Origin of the sequence: Bradyrhizobium sp. CCGUVB14, from assembly GCF_024199935.1 — a bacterium.
In the GTDB taxonomy this organism is placed as follows: domain Bacteria; phylum Pseudomonadota; class Alphaproteobacteria; order Rhizobiales; family Xanthobacteraceae; genus Bradyrhizobium.
This window is the reverse complement of sequence record NZ_JANADS010000001.1, coordinates 2370251-2394310: the sequence shown is the minus strand read 5'-3', so window position 1 is coordinate 2394310 and position 24060 is coordinate 2370251. Positions and strand designations below refer to the sequence as shown.

24 protein-coding genes, 1 tRNA gene and 2 pseudogenes are annotated in these 24060 nt (G+C 63.7%); 15 read left to right on the top strand and 12 right to left on the bottom strand.

From position 1 onward, the window contains the following. Nucleotides 1–105: 105 nt before the first annotated feature. The gene (gene ctrA / locus NLM32_RS11060; protein ID WP_008138878.1) at nucleotides 106–807 is read left to right on the top strand and encodes a response regulator transcription factor CtrA; all 702 of its coding nucleotides are present in this window, start codon (nucleotides 106–108) and stop codon (nucleotides 805–807) included. A gap of 88 nt (nucleotides 808–895) precedes the next feature. On the opposite strand, the gene NLM32_RS11055 is transcribed toward ctrA, so the two are convergent. Beyond that, nucleotides 896–2479 (bottom strand): hypothetical protein, encoded by a 1584-nt coding sequence (locus tag NLM32_RS11055; RefSeq protein WP_254129008.1) that lies wholly within the window; start codon nucleotides 2477–2479, stop codon nucleotides 896–898. 74 nt (nucleotides 2480–2553) lie between these two features. Beyond that, on the bottom strand, nucleotides 2554–4371 hold the full coding sequence (locus tag NLM32_RS11050) for a CHAT domain-containing protein (RefSeq protein ID WP_254129007.1): 1818 nt from the start codon (nucleotides 4369–4371) through the stop codon (nucleotides 2554–2556). 275 nt (nucleotides 4372–4646) lie between these two features. Between NLM32_RS11050 and NLM32_RS11045 the strand changes: the two genes are divergently transcribed. The 4 genes from NLM32_RS11045 (at nucleotide 4647) to NLM32_RS11030 (ending at nucleotide 6972) form a co-directional block, all read left to right on the top strand. Beyond that, nucleotides 4647–5051, top strand: coding sequence for a DUF350 domain-containing protein (locus NLM32_RS11045; protein WP_254129006.1), 405 nt, complete (start codon nucleotides 4647–4649; stop codon nucleotides 5049–5051). 1 nt (nucleotide 5052) lies between these two features. Then, nucleotides 5053–5481: a hypothetical protein gene (locus tag NLM32_RS11040; RefSeq protein ID WP_254129005.1), complete on the top strand. Its 429-nt coding sequence runs from the start codon at nucleotides 5053–5055 to the stop codon at nucleotides 5479–5481. 66 nt (nucleotides 5482–5547) lie between these two features. Continuing rightward, nucleotides 5548–5808, top strand: a complete 261-nt coding sequence (locus NLM32_RS11035; protein ID WP_254129004.1) for a hypothetical protein — start codon at nucleotides 5548–5550, stop codon at nucleotides 5806–5808. A gap of 3 nt (nucleotides 5809–5811) precedes the next feature. Further along, complete coding sequence (locus NLM32_RS11030; protein WP_254129003.1) at nucleotides 5812–6972, top strand: glutathionylspermidine synthase family protein; 1161 nt, start codon at nucleotides 5812–5814, stop codon at nucleotides 6970–6972. Between the two features lie 167 nt (nucleotides 6973–7139). Here NLM32_RS11030 and NLM32_RS11025 read toward each other — a convergent pair whose 3' ends face one another. The 6 genes from NLM32_RS11025 to chpT all read right to left on the bottom strand — a co-directional run bounded on the left by NLM32_RS11025 (nucleotide 7140) and on the right by chpT (nucleotide 13851). Beyond that, nucleotides 7140–8012 (bottom strand): protein-glutamate O-methyltransferase CheR, encoded by an 873-nt coding sequence (locus NLM32_RS11025; RefSeq protein WP_254129002.1) that lies wholly within the window; start codon nucleotides 8010–8012, stop codon nucleotides 7140–7142. Continuing rightward, nucleotides 8009–9208 (bottom strand): chemotaxis response regulator protein-glutamate methylesterase, encoded by a 1200-nt coding sequence (locus NLM32_RS11020; protein ID WP_254129001.1) that lies wholly within the window; start codon nucleotides 9206–9208, stop codon nucleotides 8009–8011. The genes NLM32_RS11025 and NLM32_RS11020 overlap by 4 nt, the downstream gene beginning before the upstream one ends. 74 nt (nucleotides 9209–9282) lie before the next feature. Continuing rightward, nucleotides 9283–9648: a PleD family two-component system response regulator gene (locus tag NLM32_RS11015; protein ID WP_007600538.1), complete on the bottom strand. Its 366-nt coding sequence runs from the start codon at nucleotides 9646–9648 to the stop codon at nucleotides 9283–9285. 74 nt (nucleotides 9649–9722) lie between these two features. After that, nucleotides 9723–10193, bottom strand: a complete 471-nt coding sequence (locus NLM32_RS11010; RefSeq protein ID WP_254129000.1) for a chemotaxis protein CheW — start codon at nucleotides 10191–10193, stop codon at nucleotides 9723–9725. A gap of 24 nt (nucleotides 10194–10217) precedes the next feature. Further along, a complete protein-coding gene (locus NLM32_RS11005) occupies nucleotides 10218–13001 on the bottom strand; it encodes a hybrid sensor histidine kinase/response regulator (protein WP_254127717.1) in 2784 nt (927 codons plus the stop codon). A gap of 196 nt (nucleotides 13002–13197) precedes the next feature. Then, nucleotides 13198–13851, bottom strand: coding sequence for a histidine phosphotransferase ChpT (chpT, locus tag NLM32_RS11000; protein WP_254128999.1), 654 nt, complete (start codon nucleotides 13849–13851; stop codon nucleotides 13198–13200). Between the two features lie 191 nt (nucleotides 13852–14042). Here chpT and NLM32_RS10995 point away from each other — a divergent pair, with 191 nt between their 5' ends. Next, nucleotides 14043–14873, top strand: coding sequence for a 3'(2'),5'-bisphosphate nucleotidase CysQ (locus tag NLM32_RS10995; RefSeq protein WP_254128998.1), 831 nt, complete (start codon nucleotides 14043–14045; stop codon nucleotides 14871–14873). On the opposite strand, the gene NLM32_RS10990 is transcribed toward NLM32_RS10995, so the two are convergent. Next, complete coding sequence (locus NLM32_RS10990; protein WP_254128997.1) at nucleotides 14863–15348, bottom strand: YHS domain-containing (seleno)protein; 486 nt, start codon at nucleotides 15346–15348, stop codon at nucleotides 14863–14865. The genes NLM32_RS10995 and NLM32_RS10990 overlap by 11 nt on opposite strands. A 140-nt stretch (nucleotides 15349–15488) precedes the next feature. Here NLM32_RS10990 and NLM32_RS10985 point away from each other — a divergent pair, with 140 nt between their 5' ends. The 3 genes from NLM32_RS10985 to NLM32_RS10975 all read left to right on the top strand — a co-directional run bounded on the left by NLM32_RS10985 (nucleotide 15489) and on the right by NLM32_RS10975 (nucleotide 17748). Further along, nucleotides 15489–16097, top strand: a complete 609-nt coding sequence (locus tag NLM32_RS10985) for a DUF1134 domain-containing protein (RefSeq protein ID WP_254128996.1) — start codon at nucleotides 15489–15491, stop codon at nucleotides 16095–16097. A gap of 117 nt (nucleotides 16098–16214) precedes the next feature. Continuing rightward, complete coding sequence (locus NLM32_RS10980) at nucleotides 16215–17513, top strand: hypothetical protein (RefSeq protein ID WP_254128995.1); 1299 nt, start codon at nucleotides 16215–16217, stop codon at nucleotides 17511–17513. Between the two features lie 160 nt (nucleotides 17514–17673). Further along, nucleotides 17674–17748: transfer RNA gene (locus tag NLM32_RS10975), tRNA-Val, on the top strand. Between the two features lie 205 nt (nucleotides 17749–17953). On the opposite strand, the gene NLM32_RS10970 is transcribed toward NLM32_RS10975, so the two are convergent. The 3 genes and pseudogenes from NLM32_RS10970 to NLM32_RS10960 all read right to left on the bottom strand — a co-directional run. Beyond that, entirely contained in the window at nucleotides 17954–19750 is a 1797-nt protein-coding gene (locus NLM32_RS10970; protein WP_254128994.1) for an IS1634 family transposase, read from the bottom strand. Between the two features lie 204 nt (nucleotides 19751–19954). Beyond that, nucleotides 19955–20554, bottom strand: coding sequence for a UPF0149 family protein (locus tag NLM32_RS10965; protein ID WP_254128993.1), 600 nt, complete (start codon nucleotides 20552–20554; stop codon nucleotides 19955–19957). Between the two features lie 41 nt (nucleotides 20555–20595). Then, nucleotides 20596–20787: pseudogene (locus NLM32_RS10960) on the bottom strand (transposase domain-containing protein); the annotation flags it as partial. A 318-nt stretch (nucleotides 20788–21105) separates the two neighbouring features. Here NLM32_RS10960 and NLM32_RS10955 point away from each other — a divergent pair. From NLM32_RS10955 to NLM32_RS10935, 6 genes and pseudogenes are all read left to right on the top strand, one after another. After that, the gene (locus NLM32_RS10955) at nucleotides 21106–21297 is read left to right on the top strand and encodes a hypothetical protein (protein ID WP_254128992.1); all 192 of its coding nucleotides are present in this window, start codon (nucleotides 21106–21108) and stop codon (nucleotides 21295–21297) included. Next, nucleotides 21278–21676 carry a recombinase family protein gene (locus NLM32_RS46345; RefSeq protein ID WP_375143552.1) on the top strand — a complete coding sequence of 133 codons (399 nt, stop codon included), beginning with the start codon at nucleotides 21278–21280 and terminating at the stop codon, nucleotides 21674–21676. The genes NLM32_RS10955 and NLM32_RS46345 overlap by 20 nt, the downstream gene beginning before the upstream one ends. Continuing rightward, nucleotides 21580–22071: a recombinase family protein gene (locus NLM32_RS10945; RefSeq protein ID WP_375143551.1), complete on the top strand. Its 492-nt coding sequence runs from the start codon at nucleotides 21580–21582 to the stop codon at nucleotides 22069–22071. Before NLM32_RS46345 ends, NLM32_RS10945 begins: the two co-directional genes overlap by 97 nt. After that, nucleotides 21966–22478: a recombinase zinc beta ribbon domain-containing protein gene (locus NLM32_RS10940; protein WP_254128990.1), complete on the top strand. Its 513-nt coding sequence runs from the start codon at nucleotides 21966–21968 to the stop codon at nucleotides 22476–22478. The genes NLM32_RS10945 and NLM32_RS10940 overlap by 106 nt, the downstream gene beginning before the upstream one ends. Before the next feature lie 182 nt (nucleotides 22479–22660). Beyond that, a pseudogene (locus NLM32_RS46340) lies at nucleotides 22661–22879 on the top strand (transposase family protein); the annotation flags it as partial. Then, a complete protein-coding gene (locus NLM32_RS10935) occupies nucleotides 22785–23849 on the top strand; it encodes an ISL3 family transposase (RefSeq protein WP_375143632.1) in 1065 nt (354 codons plus the stop codon). The pseudogene NLM32_RS46340 and the gene NLM32_RS10935, both read left to right, overlap by 95 nt. The last annotated feature ends 211 nt before the right edge of the window (nucleotides 23850–24060 follow it).

The window sequence follows — 24060 nt, the reverse complement described above, 5'->3', positions numbered from 1 at the left end:
AACCATCTGTTGTCAGGATCCGAATCAGTTGTTCAAAGGCGTTTTGTTGAGTGCCGCGAATGCGGCCGACCTGACGCCCAGGAGCGGCGACTATGGGGAACTGGCATGCGCGTTTTGCTGATTGAAGATGACAGCGCCGTCGCGCAGTCGATCGAGCTGATGCTGAAGTCTGAGAGCTTCAATGTCTACACGACCGACTTGGGGGAAGAAGGCGTCGATCTCGGTAAATTATACGATTACGACATTATCCTTCTCGACCTCAACCTGCCCGACATGTCCGGCTACGACGTGCTCAAGCAGCTTCGGGTCTCCAAGATCAAGACACCGATCCTGATCCTCTCCGGCCTCGCCGGCATCGAGGATAAGGTCAAGGGTCTCGGCGTCGGCGCCGACGACTACATGACCAAGCCCTTCCACAAGGACGAGCTGGTTGCCCGCATCCACGCGATCGTGCGCCGCTCCAAGGGTCACGCCCAGTCGGTCATCCAGACCGGCGACCTCGTCGTCAACCTCGACACCAAGACGGTCGAAGTCGGCGGCCAGCGCGTGCACCTGACCGGTAAGGAATACCAGATGCTGGAGCTGCTCTCGCTCCGCAAGGGTACGACCCTCACCAAGGAAATGTTCCTCAACCACCTCTATGGCGGCATGGACGAGCCCGAGCTGAAGATCATCGACGTCTTCATCTGCAAGCTCCGCAAGAAGCTCGCCAACGCTTCCGAGGGACGCAACTTCATCGAGACCGTGTGGGGCCGCGGCTATGTGCTGCGCGAGCCGCACGAGCACGAAGAGCGCATCCCGGCCTGATCCGTTTACGTCGCGAGCCCCCGTCGGGCTCGCTCCTCCCAGCCTGGACCCCGCCGCAAATGGCGGGGTTTTGTTTTTTGGGGCCTCGTCAGGCGCCCGCGAACGCGGGGCTTGCGAGAGGCGCGCTCCTGACCGGGACGCGCGCAGCCGTCTCGCGCAGCCAGGCGATCAGCGCGTAGCCGATGATGAATCCGAACGCGAAGGTCGGGAGCACGAAGGACCAGAAGAACGTCCAGCCCGAGACGTTGTCGACGACCTCCATGACCGGCATCGGGCTGACCTGGTGGATGGCCAGCAGCACCCACAGCAGCACCGTCATGCCGCCGCCGAAGACGAGGCCATCGCGCAACCGCCGTGTCTTGCGCGACCGCCTGCCCCAGGTCGAATCCTGCACCAGCAGGGCCGCCATCGCCGCGATCCCCCAGGGGAAGATCAAAATCGGCAGCTCGCGCAAGACCACGTCGAGATAGGGCTTCTGCGGAAACTGGTAGAAGTCGAACGCGGCCTGAATCGGGAACAGGATCAGCGCGCTCCAGAGACCGATCGTGAGAATGAATCCGATCGGCAGCCGGCCGAAGATGGTCTCGTTCGCAAACGCGTATTGCCGCTTGAAATAATAGACCAGCCAGAAGTTCACGATCAGGTACAGCGGCGTCATCAGCAGCGTCCGCATCATGCCGACATACTGGTCTCCAGGCTGGTGGACGATCCTGCCGGACCCCAGCAGCCACGCCAGACACCAGATGAAGGCGAAGCCCGCCGCGACCGCCACGAACTTCACGATGCCGGGCGGGGCCGGCTGCAGCGTGAAGCCGATCGCCCCCAACCTTTTCCTGCTGCGGCCGAGCGTCCATTCGCCGGCGAGCGCGGCGCGCGCGGCGAACAGCAGGAGATTGTTGAGCAGGGAATCCATGTCCTTGCGCAGATCCTCCAGCATGCACCCCGCCGCGGTCTGGGCGGCCAGCTGAAGCTGGCTGACCGCGCTATGGCGGGTCGAGAGCTGGTCGAGCGCCTGCCAGTCGTTCGGCTCGACCAGGCTGTCCTCCATGATCGCACCGTAGATCTCGGCGCTGCTCTTGAGCACGCGGACGGTGCGGAAGCAGAGCGCATCGTAGACCGCGAGCAGCTCGGCATAGAGATCGGAATTGCGCTCCATGAAGGCATCATGGTCCGCGGCCCAGCGCTCGAGATGGAGCATGAGCGCCGAGATCTTGAGGAAGCGCGACTGGATCGCGGTCGATTGCGTGGCGCGGAAATCGTCGACCTGATAGCCGACCCTGGACAGCTTGCGCTGCAGGCTCGGCATGTCGTCCGGACCGACCTGGAACGGTGCCGCGGCCAGTGCATCGCGCAGCGCGAGCGCGCTGACGGGAATGCCGGCCAGCTCCTGGCAGAATTTCCGCCAAGCCTTCGGCGCGACGGGAATGAGCCACGCGAACATCAGCAGCCAGACCGCGGCAAGCGGCGACAGCTTGTCGGGAAGTAAAGCGTAGATCACCAGGAACGGCGTGATGAAGACGGCGAGTCCGAACAGGAACAGCGGCCGCGTCGTGAAGGAGCGGGTCCCCTTCATGGTGTGAAACCTGAACCAGTAGAACAGCACGACCAGAAGCGGTCCACCGAAGGACTCGAAGATCGCGTTCAGGGGTTCTACGACAGAAGCAAGCGGCACGATGAACTCCTATTGCTAGGGTTCGCTGTTGAAAGGCGCGCCCGACGCCGCGGCATCCGGCGGTGGCGTGGGAGTCAGGCAGCCTCGGCGATCATCTTGGCCTTCTGGACCAGGAGATCGATATTGTCGGGAGCCAGCGCGATCGCGCTGTCCATATCGTTCTGGGCCTTCGCCACGTCCTTGATCTGGGCGTAGGCATTGGCCCGGGACACCAGATATTTCGGCTCGTTCTCGTTGGTTGAGATCGCCGTTCCGAAAGCCTTGATCGCCTCCTCGACATAGCCGCGCTTGTCGTCGGTGCCGGCGGCCGTCATGCTGACGATGCCCTTGATCCAGTAGAACTCCGCGTTCTTCGGCTTGAGCTTGATGGCTTCGGTGATGTCGCTGAGCGCATTCTCGTAGAGGCCGACCGTCACGTTGAAATTGGCGCGGCGCACGAAATATTCGGGCTTCGCCGGATCGAGCTTCAGCATGTAGGCGAAGCTCGCAGCGGCCTTCGGGATCTGCTTCTGCTTGTGCTGCAGCGTGCCGAGATCGAAATAGACCCTTGCGAGCCGAACCGAGAGCTCGCTGTCATCCGCGAGCAGGCTGTGCAGCTCCTGTCCGCGCCGGGTCAGGTCCTCCAGCGCCTCGACCGTCGTCGGGGCAATGAGCAACGCCTCCATGAATTCATCGCGGCGCTGTTGCAGCATTTCCTTCGAGGGGCGCGCCGCCTCGGGCGGAGGCACGGGCGGCTGCTGCGCTTCGACGTCGAAGATCCTTCCGTCCGGCGAGCGCATGTAGAGAACCGGAATGCCCCATTCGACCCGGGACTTCTCCTGGATGAATTTGCGCGCAAGCGTCACCGCATCGTCGATCGGACGGTTGCCGGCAAGTGCCGCGTAGAATCCTTCCGACATCGAGATCGCGGCATTGTCGGTGATCGGAAACTGCATCGCCACCACGGCGGGCAGCCAGCCCGTCTTCATCAATCCGATCGCTGGATTGCCGAAGCGGTCGCCGACATTGACCCTGGCGCTCTCGCAGCAATTGAGCACGATGAGGCGCAGGCTGCGCCGTGCGCCCGTCAGCATCATCGCCAGGTCGGAGGCGAACTTCTTCACCGGCTTGCCATCCTCGTCGACCATGACGACGAAGCCGCTCGCGCCGGAGCCGGGCAAGGCTTCCTCGACGCCGCCATGCCCGATGAAATGGAAGATGTGCCACTCGCCTTCCAGCAGCTTCTTCATCAGGTCTTTGCCGGTCCCTCCGGGGACCCACTGAAAATCGACCTTGCCCTCGTGCTGAAGCGCATCGATGCCCTTGTTGATGCGATCACGCTCCCTGACGACGTTGAGCTTCGGCCATTCGCTGGTCGAGGGATCGGCGATCATGCCGAGGATGCGCAACGGTCCCTTGACGCCCATCCGGCCGACACCGCCCGCCGTCTCGAGATAGCGCACGATGGGGCGCGTGAGGCTGACGAAGCCGGGCATGTCGTCTTCGTCGTAGAGATATTCCCAGGGCAGCCCGGCGAGATCGGCCGCTTCGATGCGCAGCTTGATCCTCAGATCCTGCGCTGCGCCCTTGCTGCGCTCGTAGATGCGCTGGATCGACGGCACGTCGGTGAAGACGCTGCGAAACACCCCGCGGCCGAAATCCCGCAGCACCTGCTCGCCGCGCGTGGTCGGTCCCTGGCGATTCTTCTCGTCGATCTCGAGGACGGCGTTTTCCAGCTCGCCGCGCAGCTTGGCCAGTTCACCGGGCGCGGAGAACCAGAACTTCACCTGGCTCTTCGGCGCTTCGCCCGCCGGCGACCTGACGACGCGACCGTAATATTGCTGAGGACCGCCACCCACGGGCAGATCGGAGCCGATCTCGAGCTCGAAATCTTCGTATTCGGCAACAGGCATTTTGAGCCTCACTCAACACGATTTTGATCAGAACGAAGAAGCCCTCGAATGTGCGTGGCCGATCGCAACCAGGACGACCGTGAAATCAATGCGCTAGACTATCACACACAACCTCGAGACGCATTTGTGAAGCATGTCTCATGCGACCCGATATTTTGTGCAGTGCCGGGCGTATCGCGGGGGCGACTTGTTTCTGGGGATCGAACCTGTTCGACCGATGCGGCGACTAAGCCGTCGTGCCAGAATTCGCGGCGCCAACGGTGGACCCTCCCCCCATGATCCTGCAATCGCTCGCCGGCCTGCCTGCCTTCCTGGTCTATTTCTGCACCGGACTAATCGCGATAGTGGCATATCTCCTCGTCTACACGCGGATCACGCCGCACAACGAGTTCCAGCTCATTCGCGACAACGATCCGGCGGCTGCGATTGCGCTCGGCCTCAGCCTGCTCGGCTTCGTGGCGCCGCTGTTCAGCGCGATCGCGCACTCGGCCAACGTGCTGGACTGCCTGATCTGGGCTTTCATCGCCCTGATCGTGCAGGTCGCCGTGTTCTACATCGTGAAGATCCCGGTGCCGAACCTGTCGGGGCGGATTGCCGCCGGCGAGCTGGCGCCGGCAATCTGGCTCGGCCTGTCCTCGCTCGCAGCCGGCCTCCTGAACGCCGCCTGCATGATCTACTGACATGACAACGAAGCCTCCCACCAAGGATTTCGGCAAGCGCCGGCCGCGCCTTCCGGCGGACTTGCCGCTACCGCAGCGGGAGCCGGTGAAGCGCTCGGGCCATGTCGCGCTGCTGGTGATGGGCACGATCGCGCTTGGCACCACCGCCTTCGTGATGATGCCACGGCGGAACTGCGAGCCTTCGCCTCCCGCAGTCCCCGGGGCCACAGTCCCCGGGGCGACAGTCCCCGGGGCGGCCACACCGGCCCAGACGACAAACTGCAGCAGCAGCTCGTCAGGCGGCAGCTCGCACTGGTCTTCGCGTTCGGGTTTCTACAGCAGCGACTCCTCGAGCCATTCCTCGTCAGGCACGTCGTCGGATTCCGGCTCCGGTGGCGTCACGCGCGGCGGCTTCGGCTCGTTTGCGCATGGCTTCTCAGGCGGCGGCTGAGACGCGGATTTGTGAATTCAACGCCGCGCACCGCTCTGCTTAGGTGATGCCGCGGAAGGAAGCGATATGAAGCGTTCGCGAAGAGTCGTGCTCACCTTGATGGGCACTGCTGCGGTCGGTGCGGTCTCGATGGGATTCGTGAAGCGCGAGCGGTCCTGCGGGTCCGGGCTCGAAGCCGTGCCCGGCATCGACGGCGAGCCGTATTGCCGGCCGAGCTATGGCGGCTTCGGCAGCACGCTGCATCACATGCACGGTGGCCATTCGGGTCAAGGTCATGCCGGCCAAGGTCATGGCGGTCATGGCCATGGCGGTCACGGCGGCGGCTGACATATGCAGCGGATCACTTGCCCCGAGCGCGACGACTGGCAACGGACCGCCGAGCAATGCGGCTTCGCCTTCCACACCATCGATGGCGAGCGCTATTGGGACGAGCGCGCCTATTATGCGTTCTCGCTCGACGAGATCGAGCGCTCGATCGAGACCCCGACCGGCGAGATCGATGCGATGTGCCTGGAGCTCGCCGGTCGCGTGATCGGCGACGAACGCCATTTGCGACGGCTCAAGATCCCGGACGCGTTTTGGGACCTGATCGCGGATAGCTGGGAGCGGGACGACCGCAGCCTCTACGGCCGGCTCGACCTGAAATTCGACGGCAACGGTCCGGCAAAACTGCTCGAATACAATGCGGACACGCCGACCTCGATCTTCGAGGCCGCGGTGTTTCAATGGACCTGGCTCGAGCAGGCGATCGAGCGACGCATCATCCCTTCGCGAGCCGATCAGTTCAACTCGATCCACGAGCGGCTCATCGAGGCCTGGAAAGCGATCGGCGCGGGCGGCCATCTGCATCTGACCGGCACGACCGGCAACGAAGAGGACGCGGGCACGCTCGCCTATCTCGAAGACACGGCGCGCCAGGCGGGCCTCTCGACCACGCTGCTCGACATCGAGGAGATCGGCTGGCGCGACGAGGCCGGCGGCTTCGTCGATCTCGACGACCGCGACATGGAGCTTGTCTTCAAGCTCTACCCCTGGGAATGGATGTTCCACGACGCCTTCGGTGCAAAGCTCGCCGGCGCTCCGACGCGCTGGATCGAGCCGCCATGGAAGGCGGTACTCTCCAACAAGGGCATCCTGCCGCTGCTCTGGGAGATGTTTCCGAACCATCCCAATCTGCTGCCGGCGTTCTTCGAGGACGATCCGCGCGCAGCCGAGCTTGGCAGCTCCTACGTCCGCAAGCCGCTGCTGTCGCGCGAAGGCGCCAATGTCACGCTGGTGTCGGGCGGAATGTCACTCGATGAGCACGCCGGTCCCTACGGCGCCGAAGGCTTCGTGCGCCAGGCACTCGCACCGCTGCCGAACTTTTCAGGCGTCTATCCGGTGGTTGGAAGCTGGCTGGTCAACCACGAGCCGTGCGGGCTGTCGATCCGCGAGGACGAGAGCCCGATCACGGGCAACAGCTCGCGGTTTCTGCCGCACGCGATTTTGTGAGGTTTCTCTTTCCCCTCTCCCCCTGCGGGAGAGGGTGGATCGCCGCGAAGCGGCGAGACGGGTGAGGGGTTTCTCTCCGCTAGGGATGCTCTCACGATTTGAATTCGGGGAGATACCCCCTCATCCGGCGCTTCGCGCCACCTTCTCCCGCAAGGGGAGAAGAAAGCTCATCTCGCCGCAGCGACCTTCAATGGCTGCGGCATCAGTCCACCCATCGGACGGCCGGAGCGCGCCGGATTGAGCTGGTAGAGACCGCGGCGGTCTGACATCGGGCGGAACGCATCGGTGATGCCGACGACGGATTCGGCAGCCCCCAGCAACAGTGTGCCGTCGGCTTCCAGGCCCTTCGCCATGCGCTCGAAGATCACCGCCTTGGTGTCCTGATCGAAATAGATCAGCACGTTGCGGCAGAAGATCACGTCGAACGTGCCGAGATGGGAGAAGTCCTGCAACAGGTTGAGCTGACGGAACTGCACCATCGCGCGAATGTCGGCGTTGAGCTGCCAGACCTCGCCCGATTGCGTGAAGTGTTTCATCAGGAGCTGGATCGGCAGGCCGCGCTGCACCTCGAACTGGCTGTAGACGCCGGCCTTGCACTTCTCCAGCACTTCCTGCGACAGATCGGTGGCAACGATCTCGATGCGCCAGCCCGCGAGCACGGCGCCCATCTCCTTCAGGCACATCGCGATCGAATAGGGCTCCTGCCCGGTCGACGAAGCCGCCGACCAGATTCGCAGCGATCTGCGCGCGGCGCGGGCCTGGATCAGGCCGGGCACGATGCTGTCGCGCAGATGATCGAACGGGATCTTGTCGCGGAAGAAGAACGTCTCGTTGGTGGTCATGGCTTCGACCACGTCGGTCGCAAGCCGGCCATCGCCGTTCCTGATCTTGAGCACGAGATCGGGGATGCCAGGCAGGCTCGCCTTACGAGCAAGCGGCAGCAAGCGACTCTCGACCAGATACTGCTTGTCGGCCGAGAGATCGAGACCGGAGCGCTCTTTCAGGAACTTGCGCAGATACTCATAGTCCATCGGCGTCACGAGCGATCTCCCGCGAACAGGCGGTTGACCTTCGCGCCGATCTGGTTGAGCGGCAGGATCGCGGCGCAGATGCCGGCGTGCGCAGCTGCACCGGGCATGCCCCACACCACGCTGGACGCTTCATCCTGCGCGATCACACTGCCGCCGGCCGCGACGATGTCCTTGCCGCCGCGCATGCCGTCCGAGCCCATGCCCGTCAGGATCACGGAGAGGATGTTGCCGTGCCAGATGTCGATGGCGGAGGTGAACAGCGGATCGACGGCCGGCTTGCAGAAATTGACGGCGGGGCCGTCGTCGAGCGCGATCGCAACGTCCGCGCCATTACGTGCGACGCGCATGTGCTTGCCGCCGGGCGCGAGGTAGATGCGACCCGCCTTGACCGGCTCACCGTCAACGGCTTCGGCTGCCGGCTTACGGCTCGAACGCGCCAGGTGCTCGGCCAGAATGGTGGTGAAGGTCGGTGGCATGTGCTGGGTGATCAGCACGGGGACGCGGTCGATCACCGGACCGAGCTCGGTGACGAGCGCCATCAGCGCCTGCGGGCCGCCGGTCGAGGAGCCGATCAGCAGCACCTTCGGCATCTGGCTCGAGAACGGACGCGTGGTCACCGAGCCTGAAAACAGGGCATGCGGGGCCGGTGCTGGCGCGGTGGGCCGCGCAACGGCCGGCGCGCGTGCAGCCGGAGCAGCAGCAGGGCTCGCAGGCGCCAGCGGCGGGCTCGCGACCGCCGGCTTCCGGCGCAGCCGTGCGCCGAGGTGACGGATCTTCTGGATCAGATCGTGATGGAAGATATCCGCGGCGGACGTCTCGCGCGTCGATTCCGGTTTCGGAATGTAGTCGGCCGCGCCGAGCGACAGCGCCTTGAAGCTGATCTCCGCGTTGCGGCGGGTCAGCGTCGAGGCCATGATGATGACGAGATCGCGCTTCTTCGCCAGCAGTCGCGGCAGCGCCGAGATACCGTCGAGCTCGGGCATTTCGATGTCGAGCACGGCAACGTCGGGATTGATGCGTTCGAGCTGGTTGACCGCCTCGAGCCCGGTGCGCAGCGAGGCTGCGACCTCCATGTCGTGCTCGGCGCCGATCCAGCGCGAGATCAGACCGCGTATGACGACGGAGTCATCGACGATCATCACCCGCAGTGGTCCCGCTTCGCGCGACGAACCCGTGGTCGAATTACCTGCGAACGCAACACTCATTACTCACCAACTCAGACTGAAACGGTTTAGTTGAAAACAAACGCCGAAGGAGCCGTTCAGCCTCCGGTGTTCGCTCAGATCAAGCCGACTTCCTGGAACTTCGCCGTCACGATGTCCTTGTCGAAGGGCTTCATGATGTACTCGTTGGCACCGGCGTGCAGCGCGCGCGCAATATGGGCCACGTCGTTCTCGGTGGTGCAGAACACCACCTTGGGCTGGTCGCCGCCGGGCATGCGGCGCAGATGGCCGAGGAACTCGTAGCCATCCATGACCGGCATGTTCCAGTCGAGCAGCACGGCGTCGGGCAGCCCGCGCTTGCAGGCCTCGAGCGCCTTCTCACCGTCCTCGGCTTCGAGAATCTGGAAGTCGAGGCCTTCCAGGATCCGGCGCGCAACCTTGCGGATGACGCTGGAATCATCAACGACGAGACAAGTTCGCATGTGAACCTCTGCTTCTGATCCCCCTGTGCGGGGGCACTTCCAATTGCGAGTCCATCGGCGGCAATGCCGCCGTATCAGGCCGCCATCATCTCGGGCGCGAGCTCGAGGACGCGATCGACATCGAGGACGACCATGAGCTGGCCGTCGAGACGGTGGACGCCGCCGGCGAGCTTGGCCATGCGGGGGTCGAGATTGACCGGGTTCTCTTCCATGCCGTTCTCGGACAGGCGCAGCACCTCGCCGATCTGGTCGATCAGGAGGCCATAGGATTCACCGCGCAGGTCGACGCCGACAGCCATTGGGGTCTTGCCGTCCTCGGGCTTGGGCAGGCCGAGGCGGGCGCGCATGTCGACCACGGTGACGATGCGGCCGCGCAGGTTCAGCACGCCCGCGATCTCGCGCGAGGACAAGGGAACGCGGGTGACGCGCTCGGGCATGAACACGTCCTGGACGCGGGAGATCGGCAGGCCGAACAGCTGGCCACCGATCATCGCGGTGACGTACTCGACCATGGCGCCTTCGCCGGACTGGGTCTTCTTGGTCATATCGATATCTCCTGATCCCTGTCGTTACGCCGCTGCCCGGTTCAGCTCGGAGGCGCCGGCGGCACCCGCGGTCTGTTCCTTCAGCGCCGCGATCAGACCGGGACGGTCGAACTTGGCGACATAGTCGTGGAAGCCGGCCTGACGGCCGCGCTCGATCGCGGCCGGCGACACCAGCGCGGAGAGGCCGATGATCGGCATCGCGCCCAGATTGCTGTCGGAGCGGATGGTCTCGGCAAACTCGAACCCGTTCATGTCGGGCATCTCGATGTCGGTCAGCACCACGTCGAAGGTCTGGGCACGGAGCGCGGCCAGGCCCTCCTGCGCGGTCGGCGCGGTGCGGACGCGGTAGCCGGCGGCCTTCAGCACCGGCGCCAGCATGTTGCGGAAGAATGCGGAGTCGTCGACCAGCAGCACCGACTGCGAGTGCATCGACGGCTTCATCTCCTTGCGGGTGAACCAGTCGGAGAACGCCATCGGCAGGAAGTGGCCGACGTCGATCACCTCGGTGGCCTGGCCCTTGATCACGGCCGAGCCGAGAATGCCGCTAGCCGAGCCGCCGACCTCGATGTTGAGCCGTTCCTCGACGATGTCGATGATCTCGTCGACGACGAGACCCATGGAGCGGCCGTCATCGGCGAACACCAGGATCGGCTGCGCGCCCTGGCTGGCGATGGTGACGCCGTCCATGGCCACCAGCGGCATCAGCTGCTCGCGGTACTGCACCATGTAGCGGCCGTTACTGAACTCGATCTTGTCGGCGGGGAGCTCTTCCAGGCGGGTGACGAGCCCGAGCGGGACCGCCTTGGGCTGGGACGAGCCGGCGCGGAACACCAGCAGCGAGGTGGTCTGCTCGCCGGAGCCGATGTGGTGCGCGCCATTGTCGTCGGCCATGTCATGGGCCGAGGAGCCGGCGGCGCCGAGCGCCTTGGCAATGCCGTTGGGGTCGATGATCATGATCACAGCGCCATCGCCCAGGATGGTGTTGCCGGAGAACATGTCGATGTGACGCAGTTTTGTCGACATCGGCTTGACCACGATTTCTTCGGTGTGGAACACGCCGTCGACGACGATGCCGAACGTCTGGCTGCCGACCTGCGTCACCACGATAAAGCCGTTCTCGGGATCGGAAGCCGCGCCGTCGTCGATCTTGAGCAGCTTCTTCAGATGGATCAGCGGCAAGAGCTTGTTGCGCAGGCGCAGGACCGCGGTGTCCTTGATGCGCTCGATGCGGTGCTCCGAGTTGGCGCGGGCACGGACCAGCTCGACCACCGAGAGCTGCGGGATCGCGAAGCGATCGCCGGCGGCCTCGACGATCAGCGCCGAGACGATGGCCAAAGTCAGCGGGATCTTGATGGTGACGGAGGAGCCTTCGCCTGCGACCGACTTGATGTCGATGGTGCCGCCGATCTGGTCGATATTGGTGCGGACCACGTCCATGCCGACGCCACGGCCGGAGACCGAGGTGATGGCGGCCGCGGTGGAGAAGCCGGGCGCGAAGATGAACTTGTGGATCTGGGCTTCCGACATCTTCTCCAGCTCAGCCTCGGTGACGAGACCTGAGGAGAGCGCCTTGGCCTTGATCTTCTCGGTGTTGAGGCCGCGGCCGTTGTCGGCGATGCAGATGATGATGTGGCCGCCCTCGTGATAGGCGGACAGCCGGATGGTGCCCTGCTCGCCCTTGCCGGAGGCGAGGCGCTCGGCGGGGGTCTCCAGGCCATGATCGGCGGAGTTGCGCACCATGTGGGTGAGCGGGTCCTTGATCAGATCAAGCACCTGGCGGTCGAGCTCGGTGTCGGCGCCGTGCATCTCCAGGTCGATCTGCTTGCCGAGTTCGGACGAGAGATCGCGGACGATGCGGGGCAGCTTCTGCCAGGCATTGCCGATCGGCTGCATGCGCGTCTTCATGACGCCTTCCTGCAGCTCGGCAGTGACGTTGGAGAGGCGTTGCAACGGCACCTTGAACTCGGTGTCCTCGTTGCGGCGGGAGATCTCCAAGAGCTGGTTGCGGGTCAGCACCAGCTCGGAGACCATGGTCATCAGGTGCTCCAGCGTATCCACGTTGACGCGGATCGACTGGTTGGCAACGCGGTCGCCTTCGGCGCCCGTCTCGTCGGCGGCCGACTTCTTGGCCGCTTTTTCCCGGGGCACCTTGGCGTCCTTGTTAGCTTCCTTGGCAACAGGTGCCGGAGCCTCGGCAACGGGTTCGGCCTTTGCAACAGGCGCCGGCGCTTCGATCGCGGTCTCGCGGAAGGCACGCTCGAGATCGTCGAGCGAGACTTCGCCGGGACGCAGCGGACGCTCCAGGGTCTGGTCGATCAGCGTGCCCGTGGTCATCTCCTTTGCGGGAGCGGGCGCAGCCGCAACGGGCGCTTCCGGCACCAGCGGCGGGGCTTCAGCGACAGGCGCAGCGGCGCCGGCGGCCATCGCGGCCATGCCCTGCTCGACCATCGCTTCCAGCTTGTCGATGAGATCGCGGTCGTTGCCCTCGGGCTCGGCTTCGGTTGCCTCGAGGCCTGCGAGGATCTCCTTGATGCGGTCGATCGAGGACAGGATCAGCGTCACGGCCTGTCCGGTCACCGGCATGCCGTCGCGGAATTTGCTCATCAGCGTCTCGCCGGCATGTGCCAGCGCTTCGAGCCGCGGCAGTCCGAGGAAGCCGCACGTACCCTTGATGGTATGGACCAGGCGGAAGATGTTATCGAGGATCTTGGCGTTGTTCGGCTCCTGCTCGAACTTCACCAGCTGATTGTCGACGGTGTCCAGGCTCTCGCTGGTCTCCGTCAGAAACTCCCGCAACAGATCATCCATGAAAACAGGCCTTCATACAGGGAGGGCACGCACGAATTGTGATGCGCCATGTCAGAATGGGGCCAGCTTCACCGCAAAGCGTTTAATAATGGTTGAGTATGTGCAAAAGAACGGAACCAACAAAGAGATAAGGCGCTCCGGACAAGCCGAAGCGCCTCGTAAAGATTCGATTAACCTGCGAGAACGATAGGCGCGTTTACGAAGCGCTAATGATGATGGCTTCGCCTTCCGGCTTGAGCGTCACGGTGAGCCCGCAGGCCTGCGCCAACAGCCGGGTATAATAAGGCTGGATCGCGTGCGCATCCGCAGCCGGCCCGCGTTCGCCGCTCAGAAGCTCGGAGATGTTCTGCGGCAGGCGCGCGTTGTGTCCCGTCGCGGTGATGCGGAAGCTCATCGTTTCGCCCTCGCCGATCGGATCGACCGTGAGCATGCCGCCGCGCGGGATCGTGTGCTGGGACACGACCAGCATATTGAGCAGCAGCTTGACGCGATTCTTCGGCAGCAGCAGCCGCGGCAGATTCCACGTGATCGTGCACTTGCCGTCCTCGATGTGGCCACGCGCCATGGTCTGGGCGTCGCCGAGGTCGATCTGTGCGCCGGAGGAGCCGGCCGCGCCGAAGGCGAGGCGGCAGAATTGCAGGCGGGCGGAGGCCGTCTTCGCACTCTTGCGAATCAGGTCGAGCGCGAATTCGCGGTCCTCGGGCTTGGGATCGTCATCGAGCACCTCGAGCCCATTGACGATGGCGCCAACCGGGCTGATGAGATCATGACAGACCCGCGAGCACAGCAGTGCAGCGAGTTCGAGCATATCGGGAGCGGAAGCGGTACCGGGTGACGGAGCGTCAGACATAAAGGGTTCCTGGAATGGCACGGCGTGGACGCGGCGAATCACGCATGGCTTAAACTGTTGCTGCGGGTTCTATCATTCGCCAGCCCGTGGCAGCTAGCTTGCGATAGGTTCGAAGCGGCCATAAGGGACGCAGGCGAATCAAGCGACGAGAGGCGAGATTTGCCAATACGAGATTTGCCAATGAATGAGGCATGCAGGTGAGGATCATCGACGGCGAGGCCGCATCCCGGCTGATGGAGCCCCTGACCGCACTGGTGGTTCAGGCCGGCGAGGCGATCCTCGCGGTCAACCGCACGGCGATGCGGGTCGACGGCAAGCAGGACGGCTCGCCGGTGACCGAGGCCGACCTCGCCGCCGACCGAATCATTGCCGAGGGGCTCGCCAGGCTTGCGAACGACGTGCCGTCGCTCTCGGAGGAACGGTGCCAGCTCGCCTCGCCGCCGTTTCGCGGCAGCTTCTTCCTGATCGACCCGCTCGACGGCACCAAGGAGTTCGTCGCCGGCCGCGACGAGTTCACCGTCAATCTCGCGCTCGTGACCGACGGCGTGCCGCTGCTCGGTATCGTCAGCGCCCCCGCGCTCGGGCTGCTCTGGCGCGGCATCGTCGGCCGCGGCGCCGAGCGCGTGACGTTTGACGGCACAACGATCGGCGCCGCCGAGCCGATCCGGACCCGCAAGCTGCCCGGGCACGGCGAGCCCTGGGTCGCGGCGGTGAGCCGCTCGCACGGCGACCCCACAAGCGAAGCCTTCATCGACCGACGGCCGAAGGCCGTCAGAAAGACGTGTGGCTCGGCGGTCAAATTCGGCCGAATCGCCGAAGGCAGCGCCGACATCTATCCCCGCTTCGGGCCGACCTCGGAATGGGACGTCGGGGCAGGCTGCGCCGTGGTCACGGCAGCCGGCGGCAAGGTGACCGACGGCAAGGGCGGCGAGATCCGGTTCGGCGAACGTGGCGACACCGGCTTCATCATCCCGGCGTTCGTCGCCTGGGGCGACGCCGGGGCGGTCATGCCTACTGACTGAGCTTGTCCTGGAGCGCCGGCCAGCGCTTGCCGACTTCATACAGGAACCGCTCGGGATTGGCGGCGAAGGCGTCGCGATTGTCTTCGCGGCTGAACAGATAGAGACGCTGCTCCGCGATCACGAAGAAGCGGGGATTGCCGGCGACGACGACGCCGCGCGCGATATCGGCCGGGTCGTAGCCGCCGTACTGCGGGCCGTAGATTTCGGGATGGGCCAGGAAAGAGGCCCGGTTGCCCTCGTTCCGGAAGCGCCAGACCGCGCCCCAGAGATTGGCTTCGAACTCCGCCGTCCCCTGCCCGGGGCTGCCATCGACGAAATAGGCCACGGGATCGAAGCCTTCGATGGCGACGCCCGAGAAGCGATTGACGACGATCCGCTCGGTGGTGGCGGCCTGCACTGGCCCGCCTGCGCAGGCGAGCCAAATGGCCGCCAGCAGGCAGACCAGACGGCCGATCAAGGCAATTCCGGGGCGCAAAGGGCTATCTTCCTGCCGTTGTGCCGTCATAGTTGCTGCGGATAACATCCGAGTCGAGGGGACATCCGGTGCAACCTAGGACCGTGCCGTTGGCGTCAGGTTAAGGGAAGCGGACCGGAATCGATACCAGGGGTTCTTTTATGACTTTCGCATCACGCCTTGCCGCAGTGGCGCTCATCGCGCTGGCTGGCTGGACCGTGCCGGCCGCCGCCCAGACGGCCGCGCCGCCGCCGGACCTGCCGCCACCGCAGCGGACCCCGACGCCCAATACCTATGGGCCGGACGAGCTCGTCACCGCGGGCCATCGCTTCTTCGGCAACGTCTCGCGCGGCCTCGCCTCGATCATCGAGAAGGCGGTCAGCCAATGGGGCCTGCCGAACGGCTATATCCTGGGCGAGGAAGGCTCCGGCGCGTTCGTCGCCGGCCTGCGCTATGGCGAGGGCACGCTCTACACCAAGAATGCCGGCGACCTGCGCGTCTACTGGCAGGGTCCCTCGCTCGGCTTCGACTGGGGCGGCGACGGCGCGCGTACCATGACGCTGGTCTATAACCTGCCCGCCACCAACGCGATCTACCAGCGCTTCGCCGGCATCGACGGCTCGGCCTACATCATCGGCGGCTTCGGCATGACGGCGCTCACCGCCAACAACATCGTGCTGGTGCCGATCCGCTCCGGCCTCGGGCTGCGCCTGGGCGCCAATATCGGCTACCTCAAATACACGCCGCGGGCGACCTGGAACCCGTTCTAGGTCTGCTCCGCTTATCCCGTTCCGGATTCACGTTAACAACAGGGCGGGGCTGGCTTTTTGCCGGCCCGCCATGCATTGTCTTTGGTAAATTTTTCCTTGTCTTTGGAGCTCTGACCCATGGTCGAACCGATCATGTACCTGGCGATCGGTTTCCTGCTCTCGATGCTGTGCGGGCTTGCCATCGTGCCGCTGGTGCATAACCGCGCGGTCCGCCTGACCACGCGCCGGCTCGAAGCCGCCACGCCGCTGTCGATGGCGGAGATCCAGGCCGACAAGGACCAGCTCCGCGCCGAGTTCGCCATGTCGGCGCGCCGGCTGGAGATGAGCGTCGACCAGCTCAAGAACAAGACCACGAGCCAGCTCGCCGAGCTCGGCAAGAAGAGCGACGCCATCAACCGCATGAAGATCGAGCTCGGCGAGAAGAACGCCACGATCTTCGCGCTGGAGGCGCGCGAGAAGGCGGTCAAGGAGCAGCTCCGCGCCACCGAAGAGGAATTCAACGCCAAGACCGCCGCCCTGCGCGAGGCCGAGATTGCGCTGAGCGACAAGCAGGGCGAGCTCGCGAAGATCAATTCCGAACTGTCCGACCGTTCGATGATGGCGGAGAGCCGCCAGGTCGAGCTGGTCGCGGTGCGCGCCCAGATCGAGGAACTGAAGAACCGCGTCGGCGATGCCGAGAAGGAGTTTTCCGCGACGCAGGCCCGGCTGACGCAGGAGCGCTCTGACTCGGAAGTCGCCTCGCGCGATCTGTCCGATGCGCGCGGCCGCGTCGAGAATCTGAGCCAGCGCGTCACCGAGCTCGATCGCCAGCTGATCGTGCAGGTCAAGGAGGCCGAGATGCTGTCCGGCCGCGTCGCCGATCTCGAAGGCCGTCTCGCCACGCAAGGCAAGCTGCTGGCCGAGCGCGACTATGAGAACAACCAGCTCCGCCAGACCAACGAAGGCTCCGAGCGCACCATCAAGGACTTGCGCGTCGAGATCGCCGGCTTGAGCGGCGGCAAGTCGTCGGCCGCGTTCGAGGCGATGCGTGCGGAGAAGGCCGCGCTGGAAGAACAGCTCGGCACCGCCCGCGACGAGCGCGCAAAGCTCCAGCGCGACATCAATGCGATCCAGCAGCAGGCGGAGAGCTCCTGGGCGACCGAGCGCATGGAGAATGCGCTGCTGCGCGAACGCATCAACGACATCGCCGCCGAGGTGGCAAAACTCGCGATGCAGCTCGAGGGCCCGAACTCGCCGATCGAGGCGCTGCTGGCGGCCGAGGCCGGCCAGCCACCGAAGCAGGCCACCCGCCCGGCCAACGGCTCTGCTGCCAACGGCGCGGTCGCAGCTGCCCTCCCCGAGGGTGGCGGAACGCTCGCCGAGCGCATCCGCGCGCTGCAGGCCCACGCCTCCCGCGCCCGCCAGCAGGGCGCGTAAATCGCCCGAAATCCGGCCTCGCCGCGGATTTAAGACACTGAGGCAAGGTTTTCCGGCCTCGAGCCGCCTGAAAACTTGACACGTCTCACCCGCACTTCTAAATCGCGGGCTCCGATGCGCCGGCCGGCCGACGAGGTCCGGCCGTCTGCATGATGGTCCCGGGCGCATAGCTCAGCGGGAGAGCGTTCCCTTCACACGGGAGAGGTCCAAGGTTCGATCCCTTGTGCGCCCACCATTTCTTCCGTATCTCCAATGACTTAGAAGCCTGCTTCCCGCACGGTGTGCCCTTAAAAGTCTGGGGCACAACAGGGGCACGCTGCAAAAAATCATCCCGTCTACGTCACCCGCCGCTCCGATCTCGACGGCCAATCAATAAGACTGTTAGCCCGTCTTCGCGGATTCGTCGGTTTTTGAAGAGCCGACATCAAGCAGTCAATGGCTTAGCTCAAAAGGTCTTCACTACGGCGACTGGCTTGGTTGATGGCGGCAGCGGCGATCCTGGGCGGCGGCTGCGGTGGCAGGCGGAGCTTCAGCCGATCGATCAAGAGCTGGAGTTCGGGCTCGGGATGGGTATAGCGGGTGAGCCGGATCTCGCGCCCATCTGTCGTCGGCAGATGAACGTCGATCATCTGGACGGCGGCAAATTTTTCGAGCGCGCTGCGCGCGGTCAGCCCCGGCGCCAAAGCGTGGAGACGGCGGGTCAGCGTGATCTGCATGCAATAAGCCAGGAACGCGATGAAGATGTGGGCCTCGATCCGCGCCTCGCCCTGATGGAAGAGCGGGCGGATCGCCAGGTCGCCCTTGAGGTTGCGGAAGGCCTCTTCGACGGCGACGAGCTGGACGTAGTACTGCCAGAGCTGGGCGGGATCGTTGTCGGTGAGGTTGGTGCGCAACAGATAGCGGCCTTCGCGCCGGCGCGTGATCCGCAGTTTCCTGCGATTGAGCGCGAAGGTGAAGCTCGGGCGCTGCTTGTCGATCTCGATGTCGACCAGACGCCAGGCTGCCGGCGCCTTGGAGCGCGCGCCGCCGAGTTTCATCAGCAGTTCTTCGCGGGAGAGCTCCATGGCGGCGATCTGCCGGAGCCGCTTCCACAGCCACGTCAATTGCCGCCGGCGCATGGCGCACTCCTTGGTGACGCGATCATGGCTCTGCGCGAAGACATAGAGCTCGCCGTCTTCGGCCAGAAGCTTGACCTTCACGCCCTCGCGCGCATCCTGCCAGGGCCTGTCCACCAGGTGCTTCTCCAGACGGTTCAGACGGCCCTTCGGCGTTCCCACCAAGTACTGCACCGGCGGATCGCTGTTGCGCATCTCGGCCAGCACGGCCTCGGTCGGCACTCCGCGATCCATCACCCAGACCCGGCGCGCCTTGCCGTATTGCAGCTCGATCTTGTCGAGGAACATCCGCAGCGTCTTGCTGTCGGCGGTGTTGCCGGGCAGCACTTCGTAAGCCAGCGGCAAGCCGTCAGGCGTCACCACCAGCGCGATCACGACTTGCGGGCAGTCCGGCCGCTTGTCGCGGCTGTAGCCGTGGCGGCGCTTGGCTCCTTCCGGCAGGTCCGAGGCGTTGACCTCGAAGTAGGTGCTGGTCAGATCGTACAGCAGCACGTCGAAGTCGGCATTGAATAGATCGCGCCAGCGCCCGACCAGATGCGAGAACAGCGCATCCTTGTGCGCGAGCAGGAGATCGTGGCAGGCATAGAGCTTGTGTTCTTCCGCCAGGCCGAAGTCCGCGCCCAGTAGATCAGCCATCGCGCTGTTGCCGAACCACTGGCGATGCAGACGCCATTCGCTGCCCGGCGCAATCAGCCGGTAGGTCGCGAGCACTTGCAGGATTTGATCCCACCTGGTCTTCTTGCGGCTCGGGGGCAGCCGATCGGCCCAGAACCGATCAAGCCGAAGCTCCTGCCATAACTGCCCCGCCAGCCAGCAGGCGCCCCATTGACGCGGACGGCGAAGCTCCATCTCCGACAGCCGAAGCTGGACGATCGATGCATCGCATGCGACCGCCTCGCATCGATCCTCCGGGAACAGCGCCAGTGTCCGCGCGCGGCCGGCGTCCTCGTCGAAGACCTCGATCGCCTTGCGCCAGCTCGCTGCCTGCGAGGAATTGATCTCGCCGAGATACAGCACATGCCGCTGCACCACGCGGCCATCATCGAGACGCTTGTTCTCAACGATGTTCCAGGAGCTGTGCGTCTTGCCGTTCTTCTTTCGCTCGGTGCGTCGCAGGAACATGACGCGGCGAATCTACCCGCACCATCACGCCCTTGGGAATCGGGTAGGTCTTCACTACAGCCGTTTTCGGCCAAAACTGACGATGCCGCCCTTTCCAGATCAACCACTTAGCTCGTCAGAAAATCGCAAAATCACGATTTCTGTCCGCGAATCCGCGAACTCGGGTTAGCGGTACGAGCAGACCACGGACTTGGCGTGGACGGCCTACGCGCCACGCTTGAAGCGCATAGGCATCCAGAACTGCCGCAGGGCCTCAACGGCTACTGGAATGTCACGCCAGGCGTTTTGAGCGACGGGCAGCGTTCCCAGCGTGTGCCGGGCCGGGGGTAGCAAGGGCCGACCGGCGTCATCGATGCAATGGATCAGGATCGGCCGCAGCATAAGGTGTTCAGTGCCGTTCGGAGAGAGAAGGCGCCACCAGACGAGAAGCCGAAGCTTCATGACGGCGTAGAAGCCCATGCACCAGGGCCGCGGGTCGACTTCGCCGTCCGGCGATCGCACGAACAGCGGCTCGAAGCTCTCCGGTCTCGTCGACAGCGTCTCGCTGATCGCGTTGTGGCGCATCAGCGTGGCGGCGATCGCCGAGAACTCCTCGGTATCGTGATTGAAGGCGTCGGGATCTACGCCAAGGAGCGGGCATACCCATTCCTCGGACGCCATTGAGACCGGCCCGGCGACGACCGCGGCCACTGCGCCGTCGAGCATGGAGAGCGATGTCGCCCGCGGATGCCGAAGCGCCGGCGCCCTGGCGCCCTCGCTTATCCATTGCCCGAGCTGTTCGAACGACATGGCATAGTCCGCCATCGTCGTCTTGGCCCGCTTTCCTCGCCGTTGCTTCGGCTTTGTCATGCTGCGGCCCGCTTTTCGGCTTCGCGTGCGGCCTTCCAGTTCCAAGCCAGAAGTTCGTGCAGCTGGTTGGCCTTCGTGGCGCCGCTCACCATGCGCTCGAGAACGTCGACGAGATAGGCCTCGGGGTCGAGGCCATTCAATTTTGCCGTGTTAAGAAGCGAAGAAAGTATCGACCAAGTCTCGCCTCCTCCTTCCGAAGGGGCTGCATGATGCAGGGATTTCAAGCAACGAAGTTCGAGTAACATATCCATTCCATCCCGACGCCGGCCGAGACCTGATCGTTCTCAGCGAACAAATCCATGATGGCCGTCGCCACTTCACAGTTCGCCGCGAGAACGGCCGTCTCCATCTTCTGTCGGCATGGATGACGGAGCCCGAAGCAGCATCGACGAAAATTGTAGCTGATCCGTTTCTACCAATAGACCAGCTTCTTGAGCTTCGGACATTTATTGACGTCCTCGTAACCTCGCGTTGGGAGGAATCGCCTCCCGCTGAGGGAGGAGCCCATGTCCAAGACGATACAAAAGAGGCAGCAACCGGATCTGTTCGAAACAGCGCAAGCAGAGCATCTACCTCAGGCGGTGCAAGCCGAGGCCGCAAAGTTGCTGTCGCTCCTGCTCAACGAAACCGCGGCAAAGGTGTCTGCCCCACCCGCCCAGTCAAGTCAAGAGGTGGATCATGACGAAGATCACCGCTGATCACCTGGTGCGCAGCGCCGTGGTTTACGTTCGACAGTCCTCGGTCGACCAGGTTGTCCACAACCTGGAGAGCCAACGCAGGCAATACGGCCTTGAGGCTCGCGCACGCGCACTCGGCTGGAGCGGTGTCGAGGTTATTGATGATGATCTCGGCAAGTCCGGCTGCGGCGTTGCGAGACGTGGATTTGAGCGGTTGTTGGCGTTAATCTGCGAGGGCGCGTCGGTGCGGTGTTTTCAATCGAGGCCACCCGCCTCGCTCGAAACGGTCGAGACTGGCACACGTTGTTGGAATTTTGCGGCTTGGTCGGCACGCTCATTATCGACGAAGATGGTGTCTATGATTCTCGGTCGATTAACGATCGATTGCTCTTGGGGATGAAGGGTACGATGAGCGAGCTGGAGCTCAGTGTCATTCGACAGCGATCAGTCGAAGCCGTCAAACAAAAGGCCCGGCGCGGCGAGCACTTCACGACGGTCGCGGTCGGGTATGTGAAGACGAAGGATGATCGAATCGAGAAAAACCCGGACGTACGTGTCCGCGAGGCGCTGGATCTCGTCTTCAGGAAGTTTGTGGAGCTCCAATCGATCCGGCAGGTCTTGCTCCGGTTGCTCCAGGAAAAGATCGCGCTACCCTTCGCCGTTGGAGGTTCGCACGATCCGAAAATCGAATGGCGCACACCAAGCTACACGACGTTGAATCACATGCTCACCAACCCTGTGTATGCCGGTGCCTATGTGTTCGGACGACGATCGAGAACGGTCGGAAGAAGGTAAAGCGAAATCCCCAACGAGATTGGAAAGCCTGGGACGTGCTGCTCCGCGAGCATCACGAGGGCTACATCTCCTGGGATGAGTTTATTCGAAACCAGCGCCTCATTGCAGACAATGCCAACGGCAAGAGCTATCTGGGTCGGGGCGCCGTCCGACGCGGCGAGGCACTTCTCCCTGGGCTTTTGCGCTGCGCGCGATGTGGTCGGCGGTTATACGTTCAGTACTCAGGTAGAGGCGGCGACACGCTGAGATATGTCTGCCGCGGAGATTTCACCAAGGCAGCCGTCGCAGCTTGTCTTGGCTTCGGTGGAATGCGCCTCGATCGGATGGTGGCGCGAGAGGTGCTGGAGCGGCTTCAACCACTTGGCGTTGAGGCTGCGCTAAATACAATGAAAACTGGGTCTTCGTGAAGTCGTGTGGGTGGATTTCATGCAAATTCAACCGCGAAAGGCCCGTGGATAGCGGCTTTTGGGATTTTGACCGGTGCTCGGATTTCGTTCGCGAATCGGAGATGATTCCGCAGGCGAGGTATTGGCAGCGTCGGGGGAAGAATTTTGGTTACTGCAACGAAGCGGCGGCGGTTGCGTGATGCATATCGGTTTGCCGGCTTTCGACCAATCGAACAGATCCGTGGTGTGTTTGGCGATCCGCATGCGCGGATTGTCACGCTGGTTCGGCGCTCAAAAAAACCAGCTGCGGCACATGCGGGCGAGAGCATTCCGGATGGTACGATCGCAAGCTTCGCCGCGTTCGGGATCTTCCGACCGCCGGCTTGCGCATATTTCTGGAGTTCGAGGTGCGGCGCATCAGGTGCCGGCATTGCGACAAGGAAGCGCGAGCGATTGGAATTCCTGGCGGACAATCCGCTCTACACCAAGCGGTTTGCGTTCTATGTCGGCCGGCGCTGCCGCAGCTCTCCGATCCAGGATATTGCAAAGGAGCTCAAGCTGGATTGGCACACGGTCAAGGAGCTCGACAAGCAGTCCATGCGCGCTCAGCTCGCCAAGGCTGGAACGCCGGCACCGATGGTGATCGGCATCGACGAGATCTCGGTCCGCAAGGGCCACACCTATCGGATCGTGGTCAGCGACCTCATTCGCGAACGCCCGATCTGGTTTGGCGGCAACGATCGCTCGGAAGCCAGTATGACCCAGTTTTATCAATGGCTTGGCCCGAACAAGAGCGGTCGTATCCGGCTCGCCGTGATGGACATGTGGAAGCCGTTTCGCAACGCCGCGACCGCGCATGCCCCGCAGGCCGCGATCCTGTTCGACAAGTTCCATATCATTCGCCACCTCGGCGAAGCCCTCGATCAGGTTCGCAAGAGCGAGTATGCGCGGCTGTCGGGAAAGAACCGTCGCTTCATCAAGGGACAGAAATATACGCTGCTGTCGCGCAAGGAGAATCTGACGTTGCAGGGCCGACAAGCTTTGCAGACATTGCTGCGGGCCAACAAACGACTCCATACCGCCTACCTGCTCAAGGAATCCTTTGGTCAGCTCTGGAGCTATGAGCACGAGGGCTGGGCACGGCGCTTCTTCGAGCAATGGCGCGCCTCGCTCAAATGGCAGAGGTTGAAACCCTACGAGAAGTTCGCCGACATGATCGATCGTCATTGGGATGGCATCGCCGCATATCGCAAGCAGGAGAACAATGTCTCGCTGGGCTTCGTCGAGGGGCTCAACAACAAGATCCGAGTTATCCAACGACGGGCCTATGGGATACGCGACGAAGAGTACCTTCGCCTCAAAATCCTTACCTGCATGCTGCCAGCGCTTTGATGCCTTTCGCGGTTGAATTTGCATGAAATCCACCCACACGACTTCACGAAGACCCTGAAAACTCAGGACGCGGAACATTCCCTTCGCGCATCCGAGATGCCGCCTACCTGTGCAGGAAGTGCGGCGCCGACTGGCTCGCTTCGAGGAGCAAATTCGCCAGGGCTAGGTCACATTCCCACGAAAAACCTATCCCGCAGGGCTCCGCAGCCAA